Below are 12,858 nucleotides of genomic sequence, written 5' to 3' on the forward strand. Positions count from 1 at the left end.
TTCGGGAGAAAACGGACCTATACGGCAGAGGTGACCGGTACCGGGTCCGGTACGTCGACCATTCGGGGCGAGAGCGGTCGAAGTCCTTTCCCGATCGGCAGAAGACGCAGGCTGAGGCGTTTCTCGGGGAGGTGGAAACCGAACTGCGGCGCGGGACCTACGTGGACCCCGACGCGGGGAAGGTGACGGTGGAGGTCTTCGGGACGCGGTGGTTGAGGTCGCAGACGTTCGAGGAGTCGACGCGGGAGGCAGTGGCGTTGCGGCTGCGGCTGCACGTCTTCCCCCATCTGGGCCGCCGGAACCTGGACTCGCTGCGGCCCTCGGACGTGCGGGAATGGCTGAAGACCCTGCAGGACAAGGGGCTGAGTGACAGCTACCGCCAGGTGATCTTCATTCACCTGCAGACGATCCTGAACGCGGCGGTGGACGACGAACGCATCCGGAAGAACCCGTGCAACGCGGCCTCGGTGCAGAAGCCGCAGATACCGCCACGGCGGGTCGTCCCCTGGTCGGCGGAGCGGGTGCACGCGGTCCGGGCCGCGATGAGCGAGCGGTACCGGGTGACGGTGACGCTGGGGGCCGGGCTCGGGCTGCGACAAGGTGAGGTCTTCGCACTGAGCCCCGATGACTTCGACTGGGACCAGGACGTGGTGCACGTCCGGCGTCAGGTCAAGATCGTCGGCGGGCGTCCGTGCTTCGCGCTGCCCAAGCGGGGCAAGACCCGGGAGGTACCGCTGCCGCGCTCGGTCGCCCTGGCCGTGCGGGCGCACATGGAGGCGTTCCCGCCGGTAGAGGTCACCCTGCCGTGGCAGGCGCCCGGCGGCGAGCTGGTAACGGTCCCGGTGCTGGTGTGGAGCCGGGACCGGACGGTGGCGTGGCGGCCGGTCTACAACCAGTGGACCTGGGCACCGGCGCTCAGGGGAGCAGGGGTCAAGCCACTCCCCCGGGTCGACGGCTTCCACGCGCTGCGCCACTTCTACGCCTCGACGCTGCTGGACGCGGGCGAGACCATCACGGCCTTGGCGTCCTACCTCGGGCACGCCGACCCGGGCTTCACGCTCAAGGTCTACACCCACCTCATGCCGTCCAGTAAGCAGCGCACCCGCCGGGCGGTCGACGCGGTCTTCGGCGGCCTGGAGCCCGTGGCGGCCTGAGGACGGCCTGATCATGGAACGGAACTCGATATCGGCAAGTCAGAGGCGCGTACGTTCCACTACTACCAGTTCTGAGGTCGTTGGTAGGGCGACCCACATGGGTGAGGCTTTTCGGAGTACGGCGTTGGACCGCTTTACCAGATCGGGCATGGTTGGTGAACTGTTGATTGCTCAAGGAGTTCGTCGGGTGGGAGAAACTTGGGTTAATACACCGGTCGAGCGGTCCCGCGTCCGCTGGTGGATGTGCTAAAGGCCCGATACTGAGAGTACAGACGTTCTCCGATATGGATACCTTGTCTTGGCCCAAGGACCGCTTTCGCCATGCTATAAACCACCGACAGACCGCCTAAAGCGTCCAAAAGAGACTTGCTTGGCCACAAGCCAAAAGGGGGCATGTCGAATGGTACGAACGGACCACTGCGAAGCGCTGGGTGAGCTGGTCGGGCTGTTCGGTGAGAGCCGGGTGGGGCACGGCAGGCTGGCGCTGGTCGCGGGCGGTCTCGCTAGTGGGAAGACGCAGCTGCTCAACCAGCTCTACGCGCACGCGCGGGCCGAGGGGGCGCTGGTGCTGACCGCGACCGGGTCGCGGTCGGAGCGGGCGTTGCGGGCGGGGGTGATCGACCAGCTGTTCCACGGGGCCGGGCTGCCGCCCGCCGTCGCCGACCGGATGTCGCGGCTGATCTCGCCGCAGGCCGACGAGGAGAGCGGGTCCGACGCGCGGACGATGCGGCAGGGCTGCGCGATGATGGTGCACGAGGTGTGCGGGGTGGTGCTGGAGCTCTCCCGCGAGCGGCCCGTGGTCATCGGGGTGGACGACGTGCAGTTCGCCGACAGCTCGTCGCTGCAGTTCATCCTGTACTTACGCAGGCGGATGGCGTCCGCTCGAATCCTCATCGCACTGACCGAATGGGACCAGCCGCAGCCGACGCTGCCGCTGTTCCACGCCGAGATCACCCGTCGCCAGTACCACCGGATCGACCTGGCCCCGCTGTCCCCGGACGCCATCGCGGGACTGCTGCGCGAGCGCACGCTCGCCGCAGGCGAACTGGCACCGGTGTGGCACCGGATCAGCGGCGGCAACCCGCTGCTGGTGCGGGCGATGACCGAGGACCTGGCCGCCGGGATCACCGCGGACGACGTGACGGCGGGTCCCGCCTACGGCCGGGCGGTGCTGTCCTGCCTGCACCGCTGGGAGTCCTACCTGCTCGACGTGGCCCGGGCGATCGCGGTCACCGACGGCTGCACGACCGAGCTCGTCGCCCGGCTCGGCGGCACCACCCCCGACGTCGCCGAGCGGGCCATCGAGATCCTCACCGGGGCCGGGCTGCTGGCCGACGGGCGGTTCCGGCACGCCGCCGCGGCCGCCGCCGTGCTCGACGCGATGCCGGTGGCGCAGCGCTCGACGCTGCACGCCGTGGCCGCGGAGCTGCGCTACCAGCGCGGTGACGAGCCCGCCGCGGTCGCCGCGCACCTGCTGGCCGCCGACCGGGTGGTCGCGGGCTGGTCGGTGCCGGTGCTGCTCGACGCCGCCGACCAGGCGATGACCGGCGACGACGCGCCCGGCGCCGTGCGGCTGCTGGAGCTGGCGCTGCGGGCCGCGGACGGGCCGCAGCGGCTGGCCGTGACGAAGGCCCTGGTGCGGGCCCTGTGGTGGACCAACCCGTCGGCGGCGGCGGCGCACATCGGGCCGCTGCGCGCGGCGATGTGGGCGGGCGAGCTGCCCGGCCGCGACGCCGTCACGCTGGTCAGGCACGCCCTGTGGACCGGCGACCAGGCCACCGCGCTGCGCGCCATCGGCATGCTCGACCGGGGTCAGCTCGACCCGAGGGACGCCGCCGAGCTGCTGGTCATCGCGCAGTGGTTCCACGGCATGGGCCCGCTCGCCGCCGCGGCCGAGGCGCTGGCCCCCGAGGGCGACGACCCGTGGGCGGTCACCGTCCGCACGCTGGGCCGGGCCTGGTCCGGGAGGTCCACCGCGGACACCCTGGAGGCCGCGGAGCTGATCCTGGCCAACTGCTGGCCGGGGTACAGCGCGCCGGAGATGGTGGCGATGGCGCTGCTGATCCTCACCCACGGCGGCGCGGCCGAGCAGGCCGCCGACTGGTGCGAGCGCCTTTCCGCCGAGGCCGCCCGGCGCAGCGCGGCCACCTGCCAGGCGATGGTGGAGGCGGTCGCCGCGGAGATCGCGCTGGTGCGCGGCGAGGTCGTGCTGGCCGCGGCGCGCGCGGAGTCGGCGATGCGGCTGCTGCCCGCGCAGGGCTGGGGCGTGTCCGTGGGCTACCCGCTGTCGGTGCTGATGGCGGCCAACACCGCGCTGGGCAGGCACCGGGTGGTCGACGAGCTGATGCGGCTGCGGGTGCCCGCCGCGCTGTTCGACACGCTCTGCGGCCTGCGCTACCTGCACGCGCGCGGGCGCGGGCTGCTGGCCACCGGCAAGGTGCTCTCGGCGATCAGCGACTTCCAGAGCTGCGGGCAGCGGATGCGCGCCTGGGGCGTGGACCTGCCCGCGCTGGTGCCGTGGCGCACTCAGCTCGCCGAGGCCAACCTGCTGCTCGGCAGGCCGGACGTGGCGGCGGCGCACCTGGCCGAGCAGCTGCGCCTGCCCGGCTGCGACCGGCGCACGCGGGGCGAGTCGCTGCGGCTGATGGCGGCGGCGGGCGAGCCCGCGCAGCGCCCGCAGCTGCTGCGCGAGGCGGTGGAGTGCCTGCGCGGCGACCGGGCCGCCGCGGCCCGCGCGCTGTCGGACCTGAGCGCCGCGCTGCGCGCCGTGGGCCGCGACGGCGAGGCCGACCAGCTGGCCAGGGAGTGCGCCGAGGAGACCAGGGCCAGCTACTCGGGGGCGCTGCCCCTGCCGGTGGACTGGCCGGGCGACGCCGCCCCCGTGCTCAGCGACTCCGAGCGCCGGGTGGCCGAGCTGGCCGCCACCGGCCACACCAACCGCGAGATCGGGCGGGCGCTCTACATCACGGTGAGCACCGTCGAGCAACACCTGACCCGCGTGTACCGCAAGCTCGGCGTCAAGAGCCGGGCCGACCTGCCGCACCGGCTCGCCACGGGACACTCCCCCGTCCGCGTGCGCGGCTGACCAACCGATCGACCGAGAAGGGCCGACGTATGACCACCGAGTGCCGCATCTGCGCGGGCGCCGTCGCCGAGTTCCTGGACCTCGGCCGCCAACCGCTCTCGGACGCCTTCCGGCGGCCGGAGGAGACCGCGCCGGAGTTCTTCTACCGGCTGGCCGTCGGCGTCTGCCAGACGTGCACGATGGTCCAGCTCATGGAGGAGGTCCCGCGGGAGGCGATGTTCCACCAGGACTACCCATACGTCAGCCAGGGCTCGTCGGTGATGCGGGCGCACTTCCGGGAGCTGGCCGAGCGGTTCCTGGCCACCGAGCTGGCCGCCGAGGACGCCTTCGTGGTGGAGCTGGGCTGCAACGACGGGACGATGCTGCGGACCATCGCCGACGCGGGCAGGCGCCACCTGGGCGTGGAGCCCTCCGGCTCGGTCGCCGACCTGGCCGCCGCGGCGGGCGTGCGGGTGCGCAAGGACTTCTTCGAGGAGGCCACCGCCCGCGACATCCGCGAGTCCGACGGCCCGGCGGACCTGATCTACGCGGCCAACACCGTCTGCCACATCCCGTACATGGACTCGATCCTGCGCGGGGTGACGGCGCTGCTGTCCGAGCGCGGCGTGTTCGCCTTCGAGGACCCGTACCTGGGCGACATCGTGGCCAAGACGTCGTTCGACCAGATCTACGACGAGCACTTCTTCCTGTTCTCCGCGCGCTCGGTGGACGAGATGGCGCGCAGGCACGGGCTGGAGCTGGTCGACGTGGAGCGCCTGCCGGTGCACGGCGGCGAGGTCCGGTACTGGCTGGCGCGCCCGGGTGCGCGCGAGCGCACCGCGGCCGTGGACGCGCTGCTGGCCGAGGAGGCCGAGCGGGAGCTGTCCTCGCGGGTGACGCTGGACGCCTTCGCCACCCGGGTGCAGAAGATCCGGGCCGACCTGCTGGCGCTGCTGACCGACCTGCGCGAGCGCGGGGAGCGGGTGGTCGGCTACGGCGCGACGGCCAAGAGCGCCACGGTCACCAACCTGTGCGGGATCGGGCCGGAGCTGGTCGAGTTCATCTGCGACACCACCCCCGCCAAGCAGGACCGCCTCGCGCCCGGCTCGGGCATCCCGGTGCGCCCGCCCGCCGCGTTCGCCGACCCGTACCCGGGCCACGCGCTGCTGTTCGCGTGGAACCACGCCGAGGAGATCATGGCCAAGGAGCAGGCGTTCCGCGACGCGGGCGGCAAGTGGATCACCTACGTGCCCGAGGTGCGGGTTGTCTGAGCGGGCGTGGCGGTGAAGGTCGCGGTCCTGGGCGGGTCCGGGTTCGTCGGGACGGCGGTGGCGGGCAGGCTGGCCGCGGCCGGGATGGCGGTGCGCGTCGTCGCCCGCGACCCGGGCAGCCCGCCGTACCCGGCGGTGCGGGCGGACCTGACCCGGCCGGGTCGGGTGGCGGCCGCGGTGGCCGGGGCCGACGTGGTGCTGTCGCTGGTGCTGCACACCGGGAGCGGGTCGTGGCGGGTCGAGCCGGAGCAGGCCGACGCCGCCGCGGCGGTCAACGTCGGGATCGCGCGCGCGGCGGTCTCGACCGGGCTGCCGGTGCTGCTGGCCGGGTCGACCTCGCAGGCGGGCCCGGCCGCGGGCGAGCGGCTCGACGGCGGCGAGGCGGACGAGCCGGAGTCGGCGTACGACAGGCAGAAGCTGGCCGCGGAGCGGATCGTGGTGGCCGCGGGCGGGATCTGCCTGCGGCTGCCGACGGTGTACGGGCCGGGGCCGAAGGACCGGGGCGTGGTGTCGGCGATGGCCCGGCGGGCGCTGGCGGGTGAGCCGCTGACGGTCTGGGGCTCCGGTGCGATGCGCCGCGACCTGGTCCACGTGGACGACGTCGCCGAGGCGTTCCTCGCCGCGGTGCGGCACCGCGAGGCGCTGGCCGGGCGGCACTGGCTGATCGGGACCGGGACGGGGGTGTCGGTGCGCGAGCTGTTCGAGCTGGTGGCCGGGGCCGTCGCGGAGCGGACGGGCGCGGCGCCGGTGCCGGTGCGGTCGGTGCCGCCGCCCGCCCACGCCACCGAGGCCGACCTGCGCGGGCAGGTGGCCGACCCGGCGGCGTTCGCCGCGGTCACCGGGTGGCGCCCGCGCGTCGCGCTGGCCGACGGGGTCGGCGGCGTCGTCGCCTCCCTGTCCACAAAGGACACGAAGGACACGAAGGGTACCCCTAATCTGCCCGCGTAGGGGTTTACCCGCCACCCCGGCCGCACGATGCTGACCTGGTGAAAGCGCGCGAACTCGCCGTCGGCGGCGCCTGGGCGTTCACCCCGGACCCGCACCGCGACGACCGCGGCCTGTTCATCTCCCCGTTCGAGGCCGCGGAGTTCGCCGCCGCGGTCGGCCACGAGCTGTTCCCGGTCGCGCAGATGAGCACCAGCGTCTCGCGCCACGGCGTCGCCCGAGGGGTGCACTACGCGCGCACCCGGCCCGGGTGCGCCAAGTACGTGCACTGCGCCCGGGGCCGGGTGCTCGACTTCGTCATCGACATCCGGGTCGGCTCGCCGACGTTCGGGCGGTGGGACGCCGTGGAGCTGTCGGAGATGCGGGCGGTGTACCTGCCCGCCGGGCTGGGGCACGCCTTCGTCGCGCTGAGCGAGGACGCCACCGTCTGCTACCTGCTCTCCCGCGGCTACGAGCCCGCGGACGAGCTGGCGGTGTCGCTGCTCGACCCGGAGCTGGACCTGCCGATCCCGGCTGGGGCCGTGCTGTCCGAGCGCGACCAGGCCGCGCCGTCGCTGAGCGACGCGCTCGCCGACAACCTCCTGCCGCACTACCAACTCTAGGGAGTCCCGTGTCCGCACCCGCGCGCACCGCAGCCGACCGGCTCGCGGAGTCGATGCTGTCCGCCCGCGGTTCCTCGGATGTGCTGCGGTGGCTGGACGGGCTGGCGCACCGCTGGTGGATGCGGGTGGAGCGGGCCGACCTCGGGGAGCTCGCCGGGTGGGAGGTCGAGGCGGGCACGGGCAACCTGCGCCACCACACGGGGAAGTTCTTCACCGTGGAGTCGGTCTCGGTCGACCTGGCGGGGGCGCCGGTGCCGCGGTGGCAGCAGCCGATCATCAACCAGCCGGAGATCGGCATTCTGGGCATCCTGGTCCGGGAGATCGACGGCGTGCTGCACTGCCTGATGCAGGCCAAGCACGAGCCGGGGAATCCGAACGGGCTGCAGATCTCGCCTACCGTGCAGGCGACACGCAGCAATTACACGCGGGTGCACCAGGGGAAGGAAGTCCCTTACCTGGAGTACTTCCGGGACACCTCGGCGCATCGGGTGATCATTGACATCCGGCAGTCCGAGCAGGGGGCCTGGTTCTACCAGAAGCGCAACCGGAACATGGTGGTCGAGGTTGGGCCTTCGGTGGAGGCCCGTGAGGGGTTCGTGTGGTTGACGCTGGGGCAGATCGCGGAGTTGATGACTGTTCCTGATCTGGTCAACATGGACGCGCGGACGGTGTTGGCTTGTCTGCCGGGGGGTGGGGCGGCGCTCGGGTCGGCTGGGGTTGACGAATTCACGCGGGCGTTGGTGCGGTCCGCTGATCCTGCCTCTCGTGGTGTGCACGAGTTGGGGGATGTGCTGAGTTGGATCACTGAGGTGCGGACGCACACGGATCTGAAGGTTGTTCGGGGGCCGTTGGCGGGGTTGCCTGACTGGTGTTATGACGATGGGCGGATCTCTCATCGCAGTGGGGGGTTCTTTTCCGTGGTGGGGGTTCGGGTTGAGGCTGGGGGGCGGGAGGTCGCTTCGTGGTCTCAGCCCATGTTGGAGCCTGTGGGGGTGGGGGTGATCGCGTTTTTGGTGAAGGAGATCGGGGGGGTGTTGCACGTGTTGACGCATGCTCGGACGGAGCCGGGGTATGCGGATGTGACGGAGTTGGCCCCTACTGTGCAGTGTGTGCCGTCGAATTATGATCGGATGGTGGCGCGGCCTCGGTTCTTGGATGAGGTTCTGGGGTCGGGGCGGGTGCGGTTCGATACTGTGCTGTCGGAGGAGGGGGGGCGGTTCTTGGGGGCCCGGAATCGGTACATGGTGGTGGAGAGTGATGTGGAGGTCGCCGCGGATGATCCGTCGTATCGGTGGTTGACGTTGGCGCAGTATGAGGAGTTGTTGCGGCACAGTTTTTATGTGAACATTCAGGCGCGGAGTTTGGTGTTGTGCTTGCGGAGCTTGATTCCTCGGGGGTGAGGTGGCCTGGGGTCCTCTGGGTTCTTCTGGGTTCCTCGGGGAAGCAGGGTTGTTGAGAGCCGGGTCCTGTTTGGGGCCCGGCTCTTGTGTGCGTGGCGGTGTGGGTGCTGCGGGGTGGCCGGGAGTGTCCGATGGGGTGGATTCGCTTCTGCGGGGCCCCTTAGAAACGCGCCGCTGCGTGGGACAAGCGTGGGAGCGGCGGTGCCGGTCCCACGCGGGGCAAGTTTAGCGGCGCGTTTCTCCCCGCAGAAGCGAATCCACCCCATCGGACAGTTGGCGGCGGAGGGTTGCGTTGGGTGGTGCTTGGCTTCTTTGCTTCTTCAGGTGGTGCGTGGCTTGCGCTTGTTAGAGGAGGGTGCGCAGGGTTTCGATTACGTGGTCTTGTACGTCTGCGGGGAGGGAGGGGTACATGGGGAGAGAGAAGATCTCGGTGGCTGCTGCCTCGGTGTTGGGGAGGCTGCCTGGTTTCCAGCCCAAGTGGGCGAAGCCGGTCATGGTGTGGACTGGCCAGGGGTAGCTGATGTTCAGCAGGATGTCATGCTTCTTCAGCTCGTCCATGATCTTGTCGCGGTCGGGGTGGCGGACCACGTAGACGTAGTGGACGTGGGTGTTGCCGGGGGCGGTGGTGGGGAGGATCAGCTCCGTGTCGGACAGGGCTTCGGCGTAGCGGGTGGCCACGGCTTGGCGGGCGGCGATGTACTCGTCCAGGCGGGTGAGTTTGCGGCGGAGGATTTCTGCTTGGACCTCATCAAGGCGGCAGTTGTGGCCTGGGGTTTCCACCACGTAGTAGGTCTTCTCCATGCCGTAGTAGCGGTGGCGGCGGAGGTTGGCGTCGATGGTGGGGTCGTTGGTGATGGTGGCGCCGCCGTCGCCGTAAGCGCCCAGGACCTTGGTGGGGTAGAAGGAGAAGGCGGCGGCGTGGCCGGTGGCGCCCGCGATGGTGCCGTGGTGGCGGGCGCCGTGGGCCTGGGCGCAGTCTTCCAGCAGGTGCAGGTTGTGCTTGTCCGCCAAGGCTTTCAGGGGGGCCAGGTCGACGCACTGGCCGTAGAGGTGGACGGGGAGGAGGCACTTGGTGCGGGGGGTGATGGCGGCGGCGACCTGGTCGACGTCCATCAGGTAGGTGTCGGGGTGGACGTCGACGAACACCGGGGTGGCGCCGATGGCATCGATCGCCAGGACCGTGGGGGCCGCGGTGTTGGACACCGTGATCACCTCGTCGCCCCGGCCGACGCCCAGGGCCTGGAGGGCGAGGCGGATGGCGTTGGTCCCGTTGTCGACCCCGACGCAGTGGGTGACACCGTGGTAGGCGGCGAACTCCGACTCGAATCCGGACACGCTCGGGCCGAGCACCAGGCGGCCGGAGGAGAACACTGTCTCCACGGCGTCGAGGATGTCCTTGCGCTCGGCTTCGTATTCGCGCGTGTAGTCCCAGACGAGAGTGGTCATGCGCGCCAGCCTAAAGTGGGGCCCTGGTGCGGGTAACCCCTATCAACGCAGGTCAGACCCCGTGGACTGGTGCTCTGGACGCAGCGGGCGCTACGCCGTTCGCCAGGCGGCCCCCCGGTGTCGGGCTAGGGGTTCGGTAGGGGTGTCCGGGCTTGTCCGGATCGACCTACGGTGGCGGCGATCGCCAGACCACCTAGGGTTCTCCAGGGGAAAACACCTATGCAGCGCCACTTCCTGTTCCTGTGCCACCCGGACCACGGCCACGTCATCCCGAACCTGGCGATGGTGACGGAACTGGTGCGGCGGGGGCACCGGGTCACCTACCTGACCGCGGCGAGCATGGCCGGGATCGTGACCGACGCGGGCGCCACCGCGGTGACCTACGAGTCCCGCTACCGGGACGCCGACTTCCACAAGGTCGCCGAGGACCCGGGCTACCTGATGGACCTGCTGCTCGACGAGAGCGCCGCGATGCTGGCCACCCCGGTGGAGAAGCCGGACGTGGTGGTCTACGACACCTCGATCCTGTTCGCCGGGCGCGTCCTGGCGCGCAAGCTGGGTGTTCCCGCGGTCCAGGTCATCCCGGTCTTCGCCTCCAACGAGCACTTCTCCTACCTCAACGCGATGTACAACCCGGACAGCCCCGCGACCGAGAAGCCCGCGGAGCCGCCCGCCTGGGTGATGAGCACGATGCAGCGCATCGGCGGGCTGCTGGCCGAGCACGGGGTGGCCGCGTCGCCGCCGGAGCTGTGGTTCGAGGTGCCGCCGCTGAGCCTGGTCACCGTGCCGCGGGAGTTCCAGTACGCGGGCGAGACGTTCGACGAGCGGTTCGCCTTCGTCGGGCCGTGCGTCGGCGACCGCGGGTTCCTGGGGTCGTGGTCGCCGCCGTCGAGCGGGCTGCCGGTGGTGCTGGTGTCCCTCGGCGCGGTGTTCAACGAGCACGCCGACTTCTTCCGCACCTGCGTCGAGGCGTTCCGCGGGCAGCCGTGGCACGCGGTGATGACCGTCGCCGACGGGCTGGACCCGGCCGAGCTGGGCGAGCTGCCGCCGAACGTCGAGGTGCACCGGTTCGTGCCGCACGTGGCGGTGCTGGAGCACGCCTCGCTGTGCGTGACGCACGCCGGGATGGGCACGGCGATGGAGGCGCTGCGCGCCGGGGTGCCGATGGTGTGCGTGCCGACCTCGGCACTGGACCGGCCCACCGCCAAGCGCGTCACCGACCTGGGCCTGGGCGCCGCGCTCGACCCGAACTCGCTGAGCGGGGACGACCTGGTCGCCGCGATCACCGCCGTCATGGGCGACCCGGCTACCGCGGCGAACGCCACCGCGATGGCCGCGGCGATCGCCGACGCGGGCGGCGCCGGCCGGGCGGCCGACGAGATCGAGCGCCGGTGACGGCCGCCGCCGGTTCGTTCGCCGCCGGTGCGTTCGCGCTGGGCTCGGCGCAGGCCGGGACCGGCTCCGGCGAGGTCTTGGCCGATGCCGGGTCCGATACCGGGTCAGCGGCCTTCGACGTGCTCGGGCCCGTGCGGGCCGTGCGCGGCGGGGTGGAGCGCCACGTCGGCGGACCGCGCGAGCGCGCGGTGCTGGCCCGGCTGGTGCTCGACGCGAACCGGGTGGTCAGCGTCGACCGGCTGATCAACGCCGTGTGGCAGGGCGAGCCGCCCGCCAGCGCCCGGGGCCAGGTGGCGATCTGCGTGTCCCGGCTGCGCAAGGTGCTCGGCGCCGAGGTGATCACCACGGCCAGCCCCGGCTACCTGATGCGCATCGGCGAGGACGGCTCGGACTGGGCGCGGTTCAACGCGCTCGTCGGGCGGGCGCGGGCGCGGGCCTCGGTCGGCGACCGGCTCGGCGCGGTCGCGCTGCTGCGCGAGGCGCTGGCGCTGTGGCGGGGCGTGCCGATGGAGGACGTGCCCGGCCTGCGCGCCGACGCCGCCCGGCTGCAGGCCGCCCGGCTGGACGCCGCCGAGGCGTGCGCGGAGCTGGAACTGGAACTGGGCCTGCACGACCGGGTCAGCAAGGAGCTGAGCGCGCTCGTCGCCGAGCACCCGCTGCGGGAGCGCGCGCGGGCGCAGCTCATGCTCGCCCACTACCGGGCGGGCAGGCGCGCCGAGGCGCTGCGCGTCTACCAGGACGGGCGGCGGGCGCTCGTCGAGCAGATCGGCCTGGAGCCCGGACCACAGCTGCGCGGCCTGCACGAGCAGGTGCTGCGCGACTCGCTGCCCAGCACCGCGCCGGTGAACGTCGAGGTGCCCTCGCAGCTGCCGCGCCAGCCGCTGCCGTTCGTCGGGCGCGAGCCGGACCTCGCCGCGCTGGACGGGTCGCTGGCCGAGGGCCGGGACGCGCCGGGGGCGGTCGTGCTGTGCGGGCCGCGCGAGGTGGGCAAGTCAGCGCTCGCCCTGCGCTGGGCCCACCAGCGGATGGACTGGTTCCCCGACGGGCAGCTGCACGCCGACCTCGTCGCTGAGGACGGGGCGCCGGTGGCGCCGTCGGTCGTGCTGGACCGGTTCCTGCGGGCGCTGGGGGTGCGGGCGCTGCCGGAGGAGATGGGGGAGAAAGTGGCGCTGTACCGGAGTGCGGTCGCCCGTCGGCGGATGCTGGTGGTGCTCGACGGGGCGGTGGACGACGCGCAGGTGGCGCCGCTGCTGCCGGGTGGGCCGCACACGCGGGTGATCGTCACCAGCCGGGACCCGCTGGAGGAGTTCGCCGCTCGGTTCGGGGCGCACCAGCACGATGTCGGGCCGCTGGCCGTTGAGGAGAGCCGGTCGCTGCTGTCGATGCTGCTCGGGCCGGACTGGCTGGCGGCGCAGCCGCAGGAGGCGGCGCGGATTGCCCGGCAGGCGCAGGGGTTTCCGTTGCCGGTTCGGCGGGCGGCTGCTCGGTTGCGGCGGGCGGGCTGTACTCGGGTGCGGGTGGATCTGGTCCCGGCTTAGGCGCGCTGCGCCTGGCTTGGGCTCGGGGTGCTTGGCGTTGGCG

At 72.0% G+C, this 12,858-nt stretch carries 9 protein-coding genes; 8 read left to right on the plus strand and 1 reads right to left on the minus strand.

Translation table 11 applies throughout. The features are described 5' to 3' along the window. Positions 1 to 131: 131 nt before the first annotated feature. From ACTG9Q_RS11115 to ACTG9Q_RS11140, 6 genes are all read left to right on the plus strand, one after another. The gene (locus tag ACTG9Q_RS11115) at positions 132 to 1,154 is read left to right on the plus strand and encodes a tyrosine-type recombinase/integrase (RefSeq protein WP_455572584.1); all 1,023 of its coding nucleotides are present in this window, start codon (positions 132 to 134) and stop codon (positions 1,152 to 1,154) included. 400 nt (positions 1,155 to 1,554) lie between these two features. Further along, positions 1,555 to 4,239 (plus strand): LuxR C-terminal-related transcriptional regulator, encoded by a 2,685-nt coding sequence (locus ACTG9Q_RS11120; protein WP_455572585.1) that lies wholly within the window; start codon positions 1,555 to 1,557, stop codon positions 4,237 to 4,239. A 29-nt stretch (positions 4,240 to 4,268) separates the two neighbouring features. Then, positions 4,269 to 5,489, plus strand: a complete 1,221-nt coding sequence (locus ACTG9Q_RS11125) for a methyltransferase domain-containing protein (RefSeq protein WP_455572586.1) — start codon at positions 4,269 to 4,271, stop codon at positions 5,487 to 5,489. Between the two features lie 6 nt (positions 5,490 to 5,495). Continuing rightward, positions 5,496 to 6,437, plus strand: coding sequence for an NAD-dependent epimerase/dehydratase family protein (locus ACTG9Q_RS11130; protein WP_455572587.1), 942 nt, complete (start codon positions 5,496 to 5,498; stop codon positions 6,435 to 6,437). A 38-nt stretch (positions 6,438 to 6,475) separates the two neighbouring features. Continuing rightward, positions 6,476 to 7,036 (plus strand): dTDP-4-dehydrorhamnose 3,5-epimerase family protein, encoded by a 561-nt coding sequence (locus ACTG9Q_RS11135; protein ID WP_455572588.1) that lies wholly within the window; start codon positions 6,476 to 6,478, stop codon positions 7,034 to 7,036. A gap of 53 nt (positions 7,037 to 7,089) precedes the next feature. Then, the gene (locus ACTG9Q_RS11140; protein WP_455572737.1) at positions 7,090 to 8,436 is read left to right on the plus strand and encodes an NDP-hexose 2,3-dehydratase family protein; all 1,347 of its coding nucleotides are present in this window, start codon (positions 7,090 to 7,092) and stop codon (positions 8,434 to 8,436) included. Positions 8,437 to 8,781: 345 nt separating this feature from the next. Here ACTG9Q_RS11140 and ACTG9Q_RS11145 read toward each other — a convergent pair whose 3' ends face one another. Next, positions 8,782 to 9,882: a DegT/DnrJ/EryC1/StrS family aminotransferase gene (locus tag ACTG9Q_RS11145; protein ID WP_455572589.1), complete on the minus strand. Its 1,101-nt coding sequence runs from the start codon at positions 9,880 to 9,882 to the stop codon at positions 8,782 to 8,784. Positions 9,883 to 10,101: 219 nt separating this feature from the next. Here ACTG9Q_RS11145 and ACTG9Q_RS11150 point away from each other — a divergent pair, with 219 nt between their 5' ends. Beyond that, entirely contained in the window at positions 10,102 to 11,277 is a 1,176-nt protein-coding gene (locus ACTG9Q_RS11150; protein WP_455572590.1) for a macrolide family glycosyltransferase, read from the plus strand. Next, on the plus strand, positions 11,274 to 12,815 hold the full coding sequence (locus ACTG9Q_RS11155; RefSeq protein WP_455572591.1) for a BTAD domain-containing putative transcriptional regulator: 1,542 nt from the start codon (positions 11,274 to 11,276) through the stop codon (positions 12,813 to 12,815). The genes ACTG9Q_RS11150 and ACTG9Q_RS11155 overlap by 4 nt, the downstream gene beginning before the upstream one ends. Positions 12,816 to 12,858: the final 43 nt, after the last annotated feature.

The sequence above is a fragment of the Actinokineospora lacus genome (assembly GCF_053813445.1).